The 15,661-nt window shown below is 70.3% G+C and carries 17 protein-coding genes; 8 read left to right on the top strand and 9 right to left on the bottom strand.

Annotated elements, in window-relative coordinates; genetic code table 11:
- Nucleotides 1–70: 70 nt before the first annotated feature.
- Genes lysA through argH form a run of 3 tightly spaced genes read right to left on the bottom strand, consistent with a single transcriptional unit; the run spans nt 71 to nt 2,956 of the window.
- Complete coding sequence (gene lysA / locus ACOFKS_RS03305; RefSeq protein ID WP_419807817.1) at nt 71–1,342, bottom strand: diaminopimelate decarboxylase; 1,272 nt, start codon at nt 1,340–1,342, stop codon at nt 71–73.
- A gap of 1 nt (nt 1,343) precedes the next feature.
- The gene (locus tag ACOFKS_RS03300) at nt 1,344–1,592 is read right to left on the bottom strand and encodes a hypothetical protein (RefSeq protein ID WP_419807816.1); all 249 of its coding nucleotides are present in this window, start codon (nt 1,590–1,592) and stop codon (nt 1,344–1,346) included.
- Nucleotides 1,589–2,956 (bottom strand): argininosuccinate lyase, encoded by a 1,368-nt coding sequence (argH, locus tag ACOFKS_RS03295; protein ID WP_419807947.1) that lies wholly within the window; start codon nt 2,954–2,956, stop codon nt 1,589–1,591. Before argH ends, ACOFKS_RS03300 begins: the two co-directional genes overlap by 4 nt.
- A 46-nt stretch (nt 2,957–3,002) precedes the next feature.
- Here argH and ACOFKS_RS03290 point away from each other — a divergent pair, with 46 nt between their 5' ends.
- Nucleotides 3,003–3,593, top strand: coding sequence for a TlpA family protein disulfide reductase (locus ACOFKS_RS03290; RefSeq protein ID WP_419807815.1), 591 nt, complete (start codon nt 3,003–3,005; stop codon nt 3,591–3,593).
- On the opposite strand, the gene ACOFKS_RS03285 is transcribed toward ACOFKS_RS03290, so the two are convergent.
- Nucleotides 3,514–5,112: a protein kinase domain-containing protein gene (locus ACOFKS_RS03285; protein ID WP_419807814.1), complete on the bottom strand. Its 1,599-nt coding sequence runs from the start codon at nt 5,110–5,112 to the stop codon at nt 3,514–3,516. The two genes, ACOFKS_RS03290 and ACOFKS_RS03285, sit on opposite strands and share 80 nt — an antisense overlap.
- Before the next feature lie 182 nt (nt 5,113–5,294).
- Between ACOFKS_RS03285 and ACOFKS_RS03280 the strand changes: the two genes are divergently transcribed.
- Nucleotides 5,295–6,374, top strand: a complete 1,080-nt coding sequence (locus ACOFKS_RS03280) for a response regulator transcription factor (protein ID WP_419807813.1) — start codon at nt 5,295–5,297, stop codon at nt 6,372–6,374.
- A gap of 176 nt (nt 6,375–6,550) precedes the next feature.
- Here ACOFKS_RS03280 and ACOFKS_RS03275 read toward each other — a convergent pair whose 3' ends face one another.
- Complete coding sequence (locus tag ACOFKS_RS03275; protein ID WP_419807812.1) at nt 6,551–7,609, bottom strand: OmpA family protein; 1,059 nt, start codon at nt 7,607–7,609, stop codon at nt 6,551–6,553.
- Between the two features lie 304 nt (nt 7,610–7,913).
- On the opposite strand from ACOFKS_RS03275, the gene ACOFKS_RS03270 reads away from it, so the two are divergent.
- Genes ACOFKS_RS03270 through ACOFKS_RS03245 form a run of 6 tightly spaced genes read left to right on the top strand, consistent with a single transcriptional unit; the run spans nt 7,914 to nt 13,045 of the window.
- Nucleotides 7,914–8,468 (top strand): hypothetical protein, encoded by a 555-nt coding sequence (locus tag ACOFKS_RS03270; protein WP_419807811.1) that lies wholly within the window; start codon nt 7,914–7,916, stop codon nt 8,466–8,468.
- Nucleotides 8,465–8,755 (top strand): hypothetical protein, encoded by a 291-nt coding sequence (locus ACOFKS_RS03265; RefSeq protein ID WP_419807810.1) that lies wholly within the window; start codon nt 8,465–8,467, stop codon nt 8,753–8,755. The genes ACOFKS_RS03270 and ACOFKS_RS03265 overlap by 4 nt, the downstream gene beginning before the upstream one ends.
- 12 nt (nt 8,756–8,767) lie before the next feature.
- Complete coding sequence (locus tag ACOFKS_RS03260; protein ID WP_419807809.1) at nt 8,768–9,040, top strand: FeoA family protein; 273 nt, start codon at nt 8,768–8,770, stop codon at nt 9,038–9,040.
- Between the two features lie 22 nt (nt 9,041–9,062).
- Complete coding sequence (gene feoB / locus ACOFKS_RS03255) at nt 9,063–10,952, top strand: ferrous iron transporter B (protein ID WP_419807808.1); 1,890 nt, start codon at nt 9,063–9,065, stop codon at nt 10,950–10,952.
- 8 nt (nt 10,953–10,960) lie between these two features.
- Complete coding sequence (gene ssb, locus ACOFKS_RS03250) at nt 10,961–11,503, top strand: single-stranded DNA-binding protein (protein WP_419807807.1); 543 nt, start codon at nt 10,961–10,963, stop codon at nt 11,501–11,503.
- Nucleotides 11,504–13,045: a sensor histidine kinase gene (locus ACOFKS_RS03245; protein WP_419807806.1), complete on the top strand. Its 1,542-nt coding sequence runs from the start codon at nt 11,504–11,506 to the stop codon at nt 13,043–13,045. It begins immediately after the preceding gene.
- On the opposite strand, the gene ACOFKS_RS03240 is transcribed toward ACOFKS_RS03245, so the two are convergent.
- Genes ACOFKS_RS03240 through metX form a run of 4 tightly spaced genes read right to left on the bottom strand, consistent with a single transcriptional unit; the run spans nt 13,042 to nt 15,638 of the window.
- On the bottom strand, nt 13,042–13,428 hold the full coding sequence (locus tag ACOFKS_RS03240) for a response regulator (RefSeq protein WP_419807805.1): 387 nt from the start codon (nt 13,426–13,428) through the stop codon (nt 13,042–13,044). The genes ACOFKS_RS03245 and ACOFKS_RS03240 overlap by 4 nt on opposite strands.
- A gap of 13 nt (nt 13,429–13,441) precedes the next feature.
- Entirely contained in the window at nt 13,442–14,089 is a 648-nt protein-coding gene (metW, locus tag ACOFKS_RS03235; RefSeq protein WP_419807804.1) for a methionine biosynthesis protein MetW, read from the bottom strand.
- Nucleotides 14,086–14,517: a GNAT family N-acetyltransferase gene (locus ACOFKS_RS03230; protein WP_419807803.1), complete on the bottom strand. Its 432-nt coding sequence runs from the start codon at nt 14,515–14,517 to the stop codon at nt 14,086–14,088. The genes metW and ACOFKS_RS03230 overlap by 4 nt, the downstream gene beginning before the upstream one ends.
- The gene (metX, locus tag ACOFKS_RS03225) at nt 14,514–15,638 is read right to left on the bottom strand and encodes a homoserine O-acetyltransferase MetX (RefSeq protein WP_419807802.1); all 1,125 of its coding nucleotides are present in this window, start codon (nt 15,636–15,638) and stop codon (nt 14,514–14,516) included. The genes ACOFKS_RS03230 and metX overlap by 4 nt, the downstream gene beginning before the upstream one ends.
- Nucleotides 15,639–15,661: the final 23 nt, after the last annotated feature.

The raw sequence follows: 15,661 nt of genomic DNA, 5'->3' as shown, positions 1-15,661 counted from the left end.
CGGCGTGGCGGCGCCGTGGGCCGACCTCGCGCGTCCCGCGCCCAGCGTCGCTGCGCGCGTGCGCGCCGCGCTACAGCCACTCCGGCACCCGCTCGGCGGCGATCAGCGCCTCCGGGCTGACCCGATCGGCGACCACCGCATAGCGGTCGCCGTCGACCAGCACCTCGGGCACCAGCGCGCGGCTGTTGTACGTCGATGCCATCGTCGCGCCGTACGCACCCGCCGTGCGGAACACCGCCAGATCGCCGTTCCTCACCGCGTCGATGTCGCGGCCCATCGCAAAGGTGTCGCCGCTCTCGCAGACCGGGCCGGCGATGTTGGCGACCATCCGCGCCGACGTCGGCTCCACTGCGATGAAGTCGTGCCAGGCGTCGTACAAAGCCGGCCGCGCGAGATCGTTCATCGCCGCGTCGACGATGACATAGGGGTGGACGCCCTCGACGTTCTCAGGTCCGGGCTTGACCCAGATCACCCGCGTCAGCAGCACGCCCGCATTGCCCGCGATGACGCGGCCCGGCTCGAATTGCAGCTCGACGTCCCATCCGGCGGTCGCGCGCGCGACCATCGCGCCGTAATCGGCGGGCGTCGGCAGCACGTCGTCGGCGCGATAGGGCACGCCCAGCCCGCCACCGAGGTCGACGCGCTCGACGCGGTGCCCGGCGCCGCGCAACGCGCGCACCAGCTCGCCGATCCGCCCGAACGCCGCCTCCAGCGGGGCGAGATCGGCCAGCTGGCTGCCGATGTGGAGCGCCACGCCGCGCAGGTCGAGGCCGGGCAGCGCCGCCAGCCGCGCGTACATCGCGGGTGCCTGATCGATCGGCACGCCGAACTTGTTCTGCTTGCGCCCGGTCGAGATCTTCGCATGCGTGCCCGCATCGACGTCGGGATTGACGCGCAGCACCGCCGGCGCGCGCATCCCGCGCGTCACGGCGAGGCGGGCGAGCACTTCGCCCTCCTCCTCCAGCTCCAGGTTGAACTGCCCTATTCCCGCATCCAGCGCCGCCGCCAGCTCACCCTCGGTCTTGCCGACGCCGGAAAAGACGATCGCCGATGCGGCCATGCCGGCCGCCAGCGCGCGCTTCATCTCGCCCGCCGACACCACGTCGGCGCCATAGCCCTCGTTCGCCATCAGCCGCAGCACGGCGAGGTTCGGGTTCGCCTTGATCGCATAGGCGAGGTGGACGCGCGGCAGGCCGCTCAGCGCCGCCTTGAACACGCGCGCGTGGCGGCGAAGGGTGGCGGCGGAATAGACATAGACCGGCGTCCCTACCGCCGCCGCGATCGCGGGCAGCGGAACGTCCTCGGCGTGCAGGACGCCGTCGCGAAAGCCGAAATGATCCACCCTAGTTGCCGTTGCCGTCGTCGGGCGGCAGGTCGAAGTCGTCGGCGCGACGCTCCTCCGAATTGCGGAGCAGCTCGTCCGACCGCTGCGGCCGCTGCTGCGGCGTCGGCGTCACCAGCTGGATCGGGGTCGGCTGCGTCGTCGCTCCATAGGGCGCGACCGGCAGCGCGACGCCGGGCGGCGGCTTCAACCCCACCGCCGAGCCGCAGGCACCCAGCAACAGGGGGGCCCCGAGCAACAATCGCTTCATCGCATCTCCTCCCGCGCCCGCGTCACCGCGGCGCGCACGTTGGCGGGCGCGGTGCCGCCGTGACTGGTCCGGCTCGCCACCGACGCGTCCACCGACAGCACGTCATAGACCCGCGCGTCGATCCGCGCGTCGATCGCGGCCAGCGTCTGGAGCGGCAAGCTGTCAAGCGCCACGCCTGCTTCCTCCGCCGCCCGCACCGCGCGGCCGGTGATGTGGTGCGCCTCGCGGAACGGCACCCCCGCCTCGCGCACCAGCCAGTCGGCGAGGTCGGTGGCGGTGGAGAAGCCGGCCTCCGCGACCTGGCGCATCCGGTCGGTGCGGAAGGTCGCGCTCTCGACCATCCCGGTCATCGCCGCCAGGCACAGGCCGAGCAGGTCGTGCGCCTCGAACACCGGCGGCTTGTCGTCCTGCATGTCCTTGGAATAGGCGAGCGGCAGGCCCTTCATCGTCACCGTCAGCGCGACCAGGCAGCCGGTGATCCGCCCGGCATGGCCGCGCACCAGCTCGGCCGCATCGGGGTTGCGCTTCTGCGGCATGATCGAGCTGCCGGTCGACCATTGGTCGGACAGATTGACGAAGCCGAACGGCTGCGACGCCCACAGCACGAACTCCTCCGCCAGCCGCGACAGGTGCAGCGCCGCCTGCGTGGCGGCCTGAAGATAGTCGAGCGCGAAGTCGCGATCGCTGACCGCGTCGAGGCTGTTGGCGGTCGGCCGGTCGAAGCCCAGTGCCGTCGCGGTCGCGTCGCGGTCGATCGGAAAGCCCGTCCCGGCCAGCGCCGCCGAGCCCAGCGGACATTCGTTGAGCCGCCGCCGCGCGTCGGCGAAACGGCTGCGGTCTCGGCGCAGCATCTCATGATACGCCATCAGGTGATGGCCCAGCGTCACCGGCTGTGCCGATTGCAGATGGGTGAAGCCCGGCATGACGCTGGCGGCATGTTCGTCCGCGCGATCCAGCAGCGCGGCCTGCAACGCCGTCAGCGCCGCATCCACCTCGTCGATCGCATCGCGCACCCACAGGCGGAAATCCGTCGCGACCTGGTCGTTGCGCGATCGCGCGGTGTGCAGCCGTCCGGCGTCGGGCCCGATCGCGTCGGCGAGCCGGCTCTCGGTCAGCATGTGGATGTCTTCGAGGGAGAGGTCGTCGGGCACGCCGTCGCGCGCGTAATCCGCCGCGATCGTCGCCAGTCCGCCTGCGATCCGGTCGGCCGCCTCGGCATCGACGATCCCCTGCGCGGCCAGCATCGCCAGGTGCGCCCGGCTGCCCGCGAGATCCTGCCGCCACATCCGCTTGTCGAACGGCAGGCTGGCATTTATCTCGCGCATCACCGCCGCGGGCCCTTCCGCGAAGCGGCCGCCCCACATGCGATTGGAGCCCTTGATGTCCGGTTCGATGGCGCGACGCTCGGCGATGGCGTGTCTCCTCATGCTGATCGCCGCCGGTTGCACTAGGCAAAGCACCCCGCCGGAGCAAGCGAACGGCGCGCAGGCGAACGGCGTGGTAGCCAACCAGGCGACCGCAGACGAGGTGACCGTCCCCGCCGGGCCGGCGGCGCAGGCAGGAGCGGTCGATCGCAGCCATCGCGGCATGGCGGCACCGACGAGCCGGCTGGTCGATCTGGACGGCAAGCCGATGACGCTCGCCGACCTTCGCGGCAAGCCGGTGCTGGTCAATCTGTGGGCGACCTGGTGCGCGCCCTGCGTCGCCGAGCTGCCCTCGCTCGATCGCGCCGCCGCCGGGCTGACGGCGGTCGCGGTCGATCAGGGCGAGGCGGCGGGCAAGGTCCGGCCCTTCCTGGCCGCGCGCAAGCTCGCGCATCTCCGCCCGCTGATCGATGCCGATATGGCGATCAGCATGGGACTGCCCGCCAACCTGCCGACGACCTTGCTCTACGACGGCGAGGGCAAGGAGATCTGGCGGGTCAGCGGCGGACGGGACTGGTCGTCGGCCGAGTCGCGCGCATTGCTCGCGGAGGCGTCGGCGGGTCGAAGCGGAAGCTGATCTCCACCCGGCGGTTCTCGGGCCGTTTCAGCCCGTCCTCCGCACCGGGCTTGGCGAGCGAAATGACGATGCGGGCGTCGGGTGGGACATTCGATTGCAGCGAGCGACGGACGGCGAGGACCCGGTCGCGGGCGAGCACCATGCCTTCGTCCTCGCCGGCATGACCGGTCAACAGGATGCGCGCGCCGAGGCAGCCGGTATAGGCGGACGCGGCGTTCGCCAGCACCGTCTCCGCGTCGGATCGGAGGTCGGCGCTGTCGCGATCGAAGGACACCGTGAACGGCCCGGCGGTGCAGACGCGCGGCGGCGGCGGCGCGACGGTCGGGACCGGGGAGGGCGTCTCGACCGGGGCCGGGAGGGGCACTGCGGTGGCGGCGGCGGTCGGACCCACGATGGGATCTAACGCCGCGACTTCGTTGCCGCCCGGCACGGTCTCCGCGAGCACCGCCTCGGTCGCGGAGGGCGACGGCATCGGCGCGTTCATCTCGACCTTGTCGCTGCCGATCAGCCAGCCGCCCAGCACCGCCGCGCCCGCCGCGACGACGCCGCCGGCGATCAGCAGGCCGCGTCGCCCGCGGCGCGGCGGTTCCTCGGGCTCTGCCGGCATCAGGACCGTCGGCGAAGGCTGCACCACCTCCTCCACCCGCGCCGGCGCGCCGTCGAGCAACGCCAGCGCCTCTGCCGCCGAGGCCACCCGCGCCGGCCAGTCATAGGTGAGCAGCGCGGCGAAGAACGGGCGCAGCGACGCCGGCACCGCGTCGAACGGGATCGCGCGCCGCCGTGCCTCGTCGGCGGTGCCCAGGCTGTGTCCCATGTCGAGCGGCTTGCCCGCGGCAAACGCGATGCCGACCAGCGCCAGCGAGTACAAGTCGGTCCACGGGCCGATGCGGCTGTTGGAATAGCCGAACTGCTCGGGCGCGATGTAGCCGAACTTGCCCGCGAAACCGTCGCCGATGATCGTCGTGTGCGTCGGGTCCAGCTCCTTGGCGATGCCGAAGTCGATCAGCTTCGCCTCCGTCACCACGCCGCCGGGCAGGATGACGTTGTCGGGCGACAGATCGCGATGCACCGCGCCTGCCTCGTGCACCGCCGCGATGCCGGTCAGCAGGCGGCGCAGCAGCGCGCGCAGCTCGGCTTCGGTGGCGGCGCGCTGCTTCAGCCGGTCGAGCAGCGACACGCCCTCGACGAACTCGGTCGCGAAATACAGCAGGTCCAGCGTCGGATCGCGCGCCAGCAGCCGCAGCTGCGCGACGGCGGGCGAGTGGATGCGGCGCAGCACGCGCGCTTCCTTGTGGAACAGCGCCTCGACCAGCGGCTGCCCCGCCAGCCCGCGACCGATTACCTTGATCGCATCCTGCTCTTCATTGGCAAGGTTGATGGCGCGATAGACCTCGCCCATGCCGCCGGTGCCGAGCCGCTCCTCGATCCGGTACAGCCCGTTGAGGGTCGTGCCCGGCGTCAGCCCGCCCGCGTGGCCGGACCCGACGCGCGTCATGCCTTCGTCGTGATGGTCGGTCATCGCGTCCCCCGCGCGCCTTGTCGCGCCCGGTCGCGGGCTTGGCAAGCGATGCAAGCGTGTCTACTCCCCGCGCGCGCCTGAGCGTTCGTCGCAAAACGGCCCGCTTGCATGGGGTTGCGCGCTGGGGCAGAGCCACGCCCATAATAAAAGAACGGGTCGCATCGCTTCGGGACGGGAAGAAGATGCGCGCATCGGCGGCGGTGAAGCATATCCAGCATGTGGCATCGCTCGGGCTCGACAGCCAGATCGCGATCCCGGAGATGCTGCGCGTCGTCGACGCCGTGGTGCCCGGCGCCTTTAACAGCTTTTTCTGGGTCGACGACGCCGGCGGACTGACGAACGCCTACACGCCGGTCGTCATCATGAGCGCGCTGGAGGTCTTCTCGATCGGCTATGATCGCCTACCCGCCGGTGAGCCGACCTTCGACCGGATCCTGTCCGAACGTCGCGAGATCGGCGGCGCGCAGCGGCTCCATGGCGCGCACGACTTTTCGCGCTCGGTACTCGTCAACGAGGTATGGCGGCCGTACGGGATCGGCTGCGGCCTCGATCTTGTGCTGCGCGATCGCGGGCGGCCGCTGGGGCTGCTCTTCGTCAATCGAGAGGCGAAGCACAGTCGTTTCACCGCGGCGGAGGCACGCGCGCTCGCCGCGCTGGCGCCGCATTTCACGCATGCGCTGACCGCCCATCCCAAACCGCCGTCATCGACACCGGGTCAGGGCGAGGAGCGTAGCGGCGTGGTCGTGGCGCACGCGGACGGCAGCATCGCCTCGTTCAGCGCCGATGCGCCGGTGCTGATGTTCGAGCTTAACGATCGCCAGCCCTGGCCGGGGGTACGGCCGCTCGACGCGCCGGTAAGCGTGCCCCCGCCGTTGCTGGAGCTGCTGCGCCGCCTCGCGCGCATCCGTACCGGCGCGCCGTCCGCGCCCGCCACCATCGACCGCCGCACCCGGCGCGGCCTGTTCCGCGCCCGCGCCTATCCGCAGGCGGGCGGCGACCTGTGCGTCTTCACGCTGACGCAACAGCTGCCCGCCGAGATCAGGATGGTCCGCCACCTCGCCGGGCTGGACCTGTCACCGCGCGAACGGCAGGTCGCCTATCATCTCGGCATGGGCAGCGACGCGGACGGCGGCGCTCAGGCGCTGGGCGTGTCGATCGCGACCTGGCGCAGCTACGTCAAACGCATCTACGAGCGCCTTGAGATCGGTAGCCGGGTGGAACTGCACACGCTGCTCGATCGGCAAGGCGAGCGGCTGCACTGACCGGTCCGGCATCGGATCGAATGACCTATTCGCCGTCCTACATGGCCGGCCACGTCACGCTCGGGTCATGCCATCGGCCCGCCCCGCCTCGTTCAGCCATCGCCCTCATCCACGCACGGGGCGTTTTCGCGGGCAACGGGGCGTGAGGATCGTCGAAGTTCCGCGCGCGCCTCGCCCTACAGCTTCACCAGCTCGACGCGCCGGTTCTTGGCGCGGCCGTCCTCGGCGCCGTTGTCGGCAAGCGGGCGGGTCTGGCCGAAGCCCTTCGCCTGCAGCCGCGACGGTTCGATCCCCGCCGCGATCAGCGTGCCCATTACCGCGTTGGCGCGGCCCTGCGACAGCGTCTGGTTGTGCGGCGGCGTCCCGGCATTGTCGGTGTGCCCCTCGATCCGGATTTTAAGCGCCGGGTCGGCGGTGAGCAGCTTCACCACCTCGGCCAGCATCGGCTGCGACGCCGGTAGTACGGCGGTCTGGTCGGTCGCGAAATTGACGTACAGCGCGACATGCCCGGCGGTGTCGAGCGCCTGTTTCAGCGCGGCGGCAGGGACCAGCTTGGCGCTGACGTCCAGCGGCTTGGTTTCGACGATCGTCAGCCAGTAATTGTCCGGCTTGTCGTCGTACATCTTGTAGACCTCGACCCAGATCTGGCTGGTGGGCGTGCGGACCATATACACCCCCATCTCCTCGTGCCGCAGCATGTTGTAACGCGCGCGGTGGCGTGGGTCGGCGAAGGTGACGTGGGCGGCCTCCATGGCCTCGCCGGTGCCTTCCCAGACGGTAACGCCGCCGAGGTCGTGGATCAGCTTCTCGTAGTTCTTCTGCGCCTCGAAAAAGGACCGCCCCTTGCCGATCGCCTGCACCGTCCGCAGCCGCCCTTCGACGGTGACCGGCTTGGTGCCGTCGAAGAACTGATAATGGTCGTAATTCGAGTCGTGCTGACTTTCCCAGGCAAAGGAACTGGCCTCGTCCCTGGTGACGGGATGATAGCCGTCCATCAGCCCGAAATAGGGAAAGGCACCCGACGGCGCATTGCCCTGCGGCGCGGCCGCGGGATTGAAGCCGCCTGCTGCGACGGTGGCGGGCGAGGCACTGGCGGCCGGCGTGGGCGCGGCGACGGCGGCAGGCGCGTTGACGAGCGCCTGCGCGTTCGCGTCGGCATCGTCCTTCTTGGCGCAGCCCGCGACGAGAAGCGACAGAGCGACCAGCGCCATGGCAGGCCAGCGAAGCATCGTCATGAACAGGTCCCCTTCGGCCAGCGACCGCACCCCCGCGACATGGGCCGGCCGGTGCCCGCATCGTTCCGTCATCCTGACCCGTCGTCAGCGACCACGCAAGCGCCTGGCCGATCAACCGGACACCCGGTGACCGCCGCAGGGAGCGGCAGGCGCGCACGCGGCCCCCCACCGCGTCGCCCGCCGCCGCCCGGCGACGATCGTCGTTCCTTTGGCGCAACGGAGGTGACGATTTCCGCTCCCATCCGGTAGCGGTTTCGCCCGAATGCGCGGTGCTACATCGGGCGGATCAGACGAGGAGCGGACGATGAAGGCGATGGGGTGGACCGGTGCGCTGGCGTTGATGTTGACGGCGTGCGGCGGCGGCGCGGGTGGCGGGAACGCGACCGACACGTCGGGGCTCGTGGCGGCAAACGGCTGGAAGGCGACGGACGCCTGCGCGATCATGTCGCGGGCAACGGTGGCGAAGACGCTCGGCACCGCTGTCGCGACGGCGGAGCTACAGGCGGTGAAGGACGGCAGCGTCGGCAACGGCGACGTCTATTCGCAGTGCACCTTCACCCTCGCCGACGGACGGATGCTGGTGTTCGGCACCGCCGCGGCGGCCGGCAGCCCGGACGTGGCGGGCGTCGTCGCCAGCCTGCGTGGCCAGATGGGGATCGTCACCAACGAACGGCCGGTCGAGTTGCCCGGCGTCGGCAAGGCGGCGCTGTGGCTGCCCCAGATGCACGCCCTCTACGTTGCGCTCGGCGACGGCCGCTGGGCGTCGGCGACTCTGGCGGGGTTCGGCAAGGCGGCGGCGATCACGTCCGACGCCGCGCAGGCCGACTCGATCAAGCTGATGCGCACCATCGGCGCGTGACGTCGCCGATCGCCGTCGGCGGCGATCGCGCTGTACGTCTGGCGCGCGCGCTGCTTGCGCCCGCCTTGATGGGACGGTTCCTGACGCTCGGCGGACGGAGCGGGTTCGTGCGGCCGGTGGCGCTTGCCGAGGACAACCGGCTGACGATCGCGCTACCGCCGTCCCGCTATGGCGACATGTTCGAGCCACCTGTCGGCGACGCTGCGGGGGTGCGAGGCGATGACCGTCCTCGACCAGTCGGTCCGCGGCCGGGGCCGAACGCCCTTGCCGGGCCCGGATGTAACTGATAATCAGTTGCAATGGAGCTGCCCCGCCGCATCGTCGCATCGTTGAGCCTGGAGACGTTGCCCCGCCACGCGTATGCGACGGTGCATATGATCGAGTGGTCGCGACTCGGCGTGGCGGAAGCGCGGCGGCTGCGTGAGCTCGGCTTCGACGAGGGTGTCGAGGTGGAGGTACTGCACCGCGCGCGCTTCGGCCGTGGCCCCGTCGCCTGCCGAATCGGTCGCATGACGGTGGCGCTGCGCCGCGCCGTCGCCGCCGCCGTGCTCGTCGCGCCCGCTGCCGCCTGACCGGCTGGCTCCGGCCCGCGCGATGACCGACGCGCTCTATCGTGACACGCCCACCGCGCCCGCCCACGCACCGGCGGCGGCGCCGCTGATCGCGCTGGTCGGCAACCCGAACGCGGGCAAGACCGCGCTGTTCAACGCGCTGACCGGTGCCCGGCAAAAGGTCGCCAACTATCCCGGCGTCACCGTCGAGCGCCATGCCGGCCGCTGGGCGCTCGCCGACGGGCGGCCCGTCGAGCTGGTCGACCTGCCCGGCGCCTACAGCCTCGATCCCTCCTCCCCCGACGAGGCGGTGACCCGCGACGTCGTCACCGGCAGCAGCGGATTCGAACGAACGCCCGACGCGCTGATCGTCGTCGTCGACGCGGGCAATCTGGAGCATCATCTCCGCTTCGCGCTCCAGCTGATCGCGCTGGGACGGCCGGTCGTCGTGGCGCTCAACATGGTCGATCTCGCCGAGCGCGACGGGCTGACGCTCGACGCGGCGGCGCTGGCCGAGGCGCTGGGCGTGCCGGTGGTCGCCACCGTCGCGGTCCGCAAGCGCGGCGTCGACGAGCTGCGCGCGGCGGTGGGCGATGTGCTCGACGCCCCGGCGCGGACGCTCGGCGCGGCGGACGAGGGACGGGCCCTTGGCCTGCACGCTCGCCGCGTCGCGCGCGCCGCGATCGTCGCGGAAAGCCCGGTACGGCGCTGGACGCATGCCTTCGACGTGGTGGCGCTGCATCCGGTCTGGGGCACGGCGCTGTTGCTCGCGGTGCTGTTCACGATGTTCCAGGCGGTGTTCAGCTGGGCGCAGGTGCCCGCCGACCTCATCAGCGATAGCGTCGCCGCAGCGCAGGGCTGGCTTGGTGAGGCGCTCTCACCCGGTTTTGGGCGCGATCTGCTGGTGCAGGGCGTGCTCGCCGGCGTCGGCGCGGTGGTCGTCTTCCTGCCGCAGATCCTGATCCTGTTCGCCTTCATTCTGGTGCTGGAGGCATCGGGCTACATGGTTCGTGCCGCATTCCTGATGGACCGGCTGATGGCGTCGGTCGGGCTGTCGGGCCGCGCGTTCATCCCGTTGCTGTCCAGCTTCGCCTGCGCGGTGCCCGGCATCATGGCGACGCGCACGATCGAGGACGAGAAGGACCGGCTGACGACCATCCTGATCGCGCCGTTGATGACCTGCTCGGCGCGCTGGCCGGTCTATACGCTCATCATCGGCGCGCTGATCCCGGCGCGGCGCGTGGCACCCGGCGTCGGACTGCAGGGGCTGGTGATGTTCGCGCTGCTGCTGATCGGCGTCGCGGGCGCCTATGTCGCGGCACTCGCGCTCCGGCGCACGGTGACGAAGGGCGCCTCGTCCGGCTTCATGCTGGAGATGCCCAAATACCAGATGCCGCGACTGCGCGACATCGCCATCGGGCTGTGGACACGGGCGCTGATCTTCCTGAAGCGCGCCGGCACCACCATCGCGCTGACGGTCGCGCTGCTGTGGGTGCTCGCCTCCTATCCCGTCGCGCCCGCCGGTCAGCGGCAGAGCGAATATTCGGTGGCGGGGCGGATCGCGAGCGTGATCGAGGTCGCGGTCAAGCCGATCGGGTTCAACCACGACATCGCGCTGGCGCTGCTGCCCGCGATGGCGGCGCGGGAGGCGGCGGTGGCGGCGATCGGCACCGTCTATGCCGTCGACAATCCCGATTCGGCGGCGGGCGGCGAGACCATGACCCGGAACCTGCGCGCACGCTGGAGCCTGCCCACCGCGCTCGCGTTCCTGATGTGGTTCGTGTTCGCGCCGCAGTGCATCTCGACGATCGCGGTGACCCGGCGGGAGACCAACGGCTGGAAGTGGCCGCTGTTCATGGTTGGCTATCTGTTCGCCGCCGCCTACATCATGGCCGGAATCACATACTGGCTCGCGGTCGCCGCGGGCCTCTAGGGGCAGCGATGGCAGGTAGCGTCAACAAGGTCATTCTCGTCGGCAATCTGGGCAAGGACCCGGAAAGCCGGTCGTTCCAGAACGGCGGCAAGGTGGTGGAACTGCGGATCGCCACCTCCGAGTCGTGGAAGGACCGAAATTCGGGCGAGCGCAAGGAAAAGACCGAGTGGCACACCGTGAAGGTGTTCAACGAAGGCCTCGCCAACGTCGCGGAGAAGTATCTCCGCAAGGGCTCGAAGGTCTATATCGAGGGCGCGCTGACGACCCGGAAATGGCAGGATCAGCAGGGCCAGGATCGCTATTCGACCGAGGTGACGCTGCAGGGCTTCAACAGCGTCCTGACGATGCTGGACGGCGCGGGCGGCCAGGGTGGCGGCGGCGGCGGAGGTCGTGACTTCGGAGGTGGCGGCGACGACGATTTCGGCGGCGGCTCGGGTGGGCGCGGCGGCGGCGGTGGTCGCGGCAACTTCGGCGGCGGGGGTGCCGGTGGTGCGGCCGGCGGGCAGCGCGGCGGCTTCGCCGACGATCTCGACGACGACGTCCCCTTCTGAGTGGAGGACATCGGTGCCAGTGGCGTAGGCCGAGGATGGCAGGTCGACGAGACGGCACGGGCGGCGGTCATCGCCGCCTACGATCTCGACCGCCTTCGCCACGCGCCGGCGCTGCGGCGGATCACCGATTTCGCCGCCGCGCTGTGCGACTCGCCGGTCGCACTGGTCACGGTGCTTGAAGAGACGCAGCAGGTCTTCCTGTCGCGTTCGGGTATCGATTTGGACAGCACGCCGCGGGAAATATCCTTCTGCGATCACGCGATCCGAAGCGACGAGATCATGGTCGTAACGGACGCGACCGCCGACCCGCGCTTCGTCGACAATCCGCTGGTGACCGGCGATCTCAACGTCCGTTTCTATGCCGGCGTGCCGCTGTTCACCGACGAGGGCGTGGCGCTCGGTTCGCTGTGCGTGCTCGACACGGTGCCGCATCCCGACGGGCTGACGCCGCTACAGCGGCAGGGGCTGGAGGCGCTGGCGGACAATGTCATGGCGCGCCTGCGCGACACCCGCGACGCCGCCGCCTGGCGTCATCGCGAGCGCGACGCGCGGGCGAAGCTGGGCGATTCCGAGTCGCGGTTCCGAACGCTCGCCGACACCATGCCGCAGATGGTTTGGTCGACGCTGCCCGACGGGTATCACGACTATTACAATGCGCGGTGGTACGAGTTCACCGGCACGCCGGTGGGATCAACCGATGGCGAGGGCTGGAACGACATGTTCCATGCCGACGACCGGGAACGCGCCTGGGAGGTCTGGCGGCAGTCGCTGATCAGCGGCGAGCCTTATCAGATCGAATACCGGTTGCGACATGCCGACGGCAGCTATCGCTGGGTGCTGGGCCGGGCACTGCCGATCCGTGACGAAGCCGGCAAGATCACGCGCTGGTTCGGCACCTGCACCGATATCGACGAGCAGAAGATAGCGGCGGAGGAACGCGAGGTGATCGCGCAGGAACTGTCGCATCGGATCAAGAACATCTTCTCGGTGATCGCCGGGCTGATCGGTTTCGCGGCCCGTGCGCGGCCGGAGATGAAGGAAGCGGCGGGCGACCTGCGCGATCGCATCACCGCGCTGGGACGGGCGCACGATTTCGTCCGCCCGCACAGCCGCAACTCGATGCCCGACGCCCGGCAGGACTCGCTGCACGGGCTGCTCGGCGAGCTGTTCGCCGCCTATGCCCGCGACGGCGTCGGCGGGGTCGAAGTGATGGGTGACGACCTGCCCGTCGACGATCGTTCCGCCACGCCGCTGGCGTTGCTGTTTCACGAGCTGGCGACCAACGCCGCCAAATACGGCGCGCTGTCGGTCGATGGCGGGCGGGTGACGCTCGATGTCGAAGCCGGTGGCGAAACCGTCACGCTGCGCTGGACGGAGGCGGGTGGACCGCCGGTGGTAGCGCCGACGAGCGAAGGCTTTGGCTCGCAGCTGCTGGAACTCAGCGCCGTGAGACAGCTCGGCGGCACCGTCGAGCGTGACTGGCAATCGGACGGGCTGCGGCTGACCGTGACGGTGCCGCGAACCGCCTTTTCCCGGCGTTAGAGCGCCGCCAGCGCGCCGGTCGTGCGGGGCGGCGCATCTTCGTTGCAGGCGAGTGCCGCGGCCGCGAGAATCTGCGCCTCGTTGAACGGCTTGCGGACGAAGCCAAGCGCCGAACAGGGCGGCTCGATCTGCGCGGGGTTGGCGGTGACGAAGACGACGCGGACGCCATGCTCCGCCTCGATCGCGCGAGCGATCGCCGGGCCGGTGCAACCGTCGCGCAGGTTGACGTCGACGAACGCGAACGTCGCACGATCAGCGGCGGCCTCCGCCTCCAGGCGGTCCGCCGCGATCGCGACCACCGTATAGCCCCCGTCGGTCAAGATGCGTTCGAGATCGAGTGCGACGAAGATCTCGTCCTCGACGATCAGCGCCGTCTTGCTCATATAGTAACCTGTATCATCCCGTAGCAACCCGCCCGGCGCCCGGCGGTTCCGGCGGACGACGTTTCAGGAGAAAAATCGCGTGCTCGGCCAGCAAGTTGGCCGCACCCGATCCGCGCCGCCTGTCGCCCGACAGGAACCACGCACGCTCCACCACAAGCCCCTGATCGGCGACGAACGCCCTGAAATCGTCCACCGTCACATGGTGGATGTTGGGCGTGTCGTACCAGCGCTCGGGCAGCTGGCGCGTCACCGGCATCCGTCCGCCCCACAGCAGCGACAACCGCACCCGCCAGTGCGCGAAATTGGGGAACGAGACGAACGCGCGCGCCCCGATCCGCATCAGTTCGCCCAACACCCGGTCGGGCGCGCGCGCGGTCTGCAAGGTCTGGCTGAGGATCGCATAGTCGAAGCTGGCGTCCGGATAGGCGGCGAGGTCGATGTCGGCATCGCCCTGCACCACCGACAGGCCGCGCCCGACCGCGGCGGCGACGTTGACCGGGTCGATCTCCAGCCCACGCGCGTCGACCTGCTTGTGCGCCTGAAGCGACTCCATCAAGTCACCCGTGCCGCAGCCGACGTCCAACACGCGCGCGCGTGCTTCAATATGGTTTGCGATCACCTCCAAGTCGGGCCGCAGGGTCGGGGCGTTGGGCGCCGTCATGGCGTCGCCCTGAGCCGTGCAGCGGCGTCTGGGTCGAGCCGCTCCATGTAATTCTGCGGCCGGATCGGTGGGTGGAACCCCAGCGCCTCGTACACCCCATGCGCGTCCAGCGTCACCAGCGCGACGCGGCGGATGCCGGCATAGTCGGGATGGTCGAGGAACCAGCGTACCATGCGCCGCCCCAGCCCCTGGCCGCGACCGCCCTCGTCCACCCAGACGTCGGCGATCCAGGCGAAGGTGGTGCGGTCGGTGATCGCGCGGGCATAGCCGACCTGCGCGCCGTCGCGATAGGCACCGAGCACGTGCGACCCGCGTGCAGCACGCTCGACCAGATCGCGCGCGATGCCGGGCGACCAATAGCTCGATGCCAGCCAGCCATGGACGCGTCCGAAGTCGATGCGATCGATGGCGTCGCTCAATTCGATCATGCCGCCCCCAGGAAGCCGCCGACCACCCGGTCGAGCGCGGGCGAGTCGAGCAGAAAGGCGTCGTGGCCATAGGGGCTCGACAGCTCGACGAAGCTGACCGCCAGCCCGGCCGCGTTGAGCGCGTGGACGACGGTCCGCGACTCGGCGGTGGGGTAGAGCCAGTCGGTATCGAACGAGACGATGCAGAACCGCGTCGCGCTGCCCCGGAACGCATCCGCCAGCCGGCCGCCATGCTCCTCCGCCAGGTCGAAATAATCCATCGCGCGGGTGATGTAGAGATAGGAGTTGGCGTCGAACCGGTCGACGAAGCTCAACCCCTGATGCCGCAGATAGCTCTCGACCTGGAAATCGGCGTCGAAGCCGAAGCTGAGCTTTGGGTCTTCTTGGGCATCCCGCGCCTGCAACCGCCGGCCGAACTTCTCGGTCAGCCCGGCTTCCGACAGATACGTGATGTGCGCGGCCATCCGCGCCACCGCCAGCCCGGCGGCTGGCGGTGCATCGCCATAGTCGCCGCCCTGCCAGCGCGGGTCGGCCATGATCGCCTGCCGTCCGACCTCGTGAAAGGCGATGTTCTGCGCGGTGTGCCGCGCGGTCGACGCGATCACCAGCGCGGCGCGGACGCGGTCGGGAAAGGTCGCAGCCCAGCTCAGCGCCTGCATCCCCCCCATCGATCCGCCGACCACGGCGGCCAGCGCCCCGATGCCGAGATGGTCGAGCAGCATCGCCTGTGCGCGCACCATGTCGCGGACCGTGATGACCGGAAACGCCATGCCATAGGGCCGCCCGGTCGCGGGATCGATGGAGGCGGGGCCGCTCGTCCCCATGCAGCTGCCCAGCACGTTGGGACAGACGACGCAGAAGCGATCGGTGTCGATCGGCTTGCCCGGCCCGACCATCCGCGCCCACCAGCCCGGCTTGCCGGTGCGCGGATGGACGCTGGCGAGGTGCTGGTCGCCGGTCAGCGCGTGGCAGACCAGGATCGCGTTATCACGCTCGGGTGAGAGCGTGCCGTAGGTCTCGTACGCGATCTCGACCGGCGTCAGGCTGCCGCCGCCGTCCAGCACCAGCGACCCGGGCAGCGTGACGTGGCGGTTCAGGCCATGGCGAGCGTCGACGGACATCCCCGGCGGGGTAGGGACACCCG

It is taken from the genome of Sphingomonas sp., assembly GCF_965200135.1.
Classification (GTDB): Bacteria; Pseudomonadota; Alphaproteobacteria; order Sphingomonadales; family Sphingomonadaceae; genus Sphingomonas.
This window is presented reverse-complemented; position numbering and strand designations above follow the sequence as displayed.

Excerpts from the sequence above, each read along its gene's own strand:
- ACOFKS_RS03290 (WP_419807815.1), top strand. The coding sequence starts at position 3,003 with ATGGCGTGTCTCCTCATGCTGATCGCCGCCGGTTGCACTAGGCAAAGC.
- ssb (WP_419807807.1), top strand. The coding sequence starts at position 10,961 with ATGGCAGGTAGCGTCAACAAGGTCATTCTCGTCGGCAATCTGGGCAAG.
- argH (WP_419807947.1), bottom strand. The coding sequence starts at position 2,956 with ATGTGGGGCGGCCGCTTCGCGGAAGGGCCCGCGGCGGTGATGCGCGAG.
- ACOFKS_RS03240 (WP_419807805.1), bottom strand. The coding sequence starts at position 13,428 with ATGAGCAAGACGGCGCTGATCGTCGAGGACGAGATCTTCGTCGCACTC.
- metX (WP_419807802.1), bottom strand. The coding sequence starts at position 15,638 with ATGTCCGTCGACGCTCGCCATGGCCTGAACCGCCACGTCACGCTGCCC.
- feoB (WP_419807808.1), top strand. The coding sequence starts at position 9,063 with ATGACCGACGCGCTCTATCGTGACACGCCCACCGCGCCCGCCCACGCA.
- ACOFKS_RS03270 (WP_419807811.1), top strand. The coding sequence starts at position 7,914 with ATGAAGGCGATGGGGTGGACCGGTGCGCTGGCGTTGATGTTGACGGCG.
- ACOFKS_RS03230 (WP_419807803.1), bottom strand. The coding sequence starts at position 14,517 with ATGATCGAATTGAGCGACGCCATCGATCGCATCGACTTCGGACGCGTC.
- ACOFKS_RS03275 (WP_419807812.1), bottom strand. The coding sequence starts at position 7,609 with ATGACGATGCTTCGCTGGCCTGCCATGGCGCTGGTCGCTCTGTCGCTT.
- ACOFKS_RS03280 (WP_419807813.1), top strand. The coding sequence starts at position 5,295 with ATGCGCGCATCGGCGGCGGTGAAGCATATCCAGCATGTGGCATCGCTC.
- ACOFKS_RS03285 (WP_419807814.1), bottom strand. The coding sequence starts at position 5,112 with ATGACCGACCATCACGACGAAGGCATGACGCGCGTCGGGTCCGGCCAC.
- ACOFKS_RS03300 (WP_419807816.1), bottom strand. The coding sequence starts at position 1,592 with ATGAAGCGATTGTTGCTCGGGGCCCCCCTGTTGCTGGGTGCCTGCGGC.
- metW (WP_419807804.1), bottom strand. The coding sequence starts at position 14,089 with ATGACGGCGCCCAACGCCCCGACCCTGCGGCCCGACTTGGAGGTGATC.
- ACOFKS_RS03260 (WP_419807809.1), top strand. The coding sequence starts at position 8,768 with ATGGAGCTGCCCCGCCGCATCGTCGCATCGTTGAGCCTGGAGACGTTG.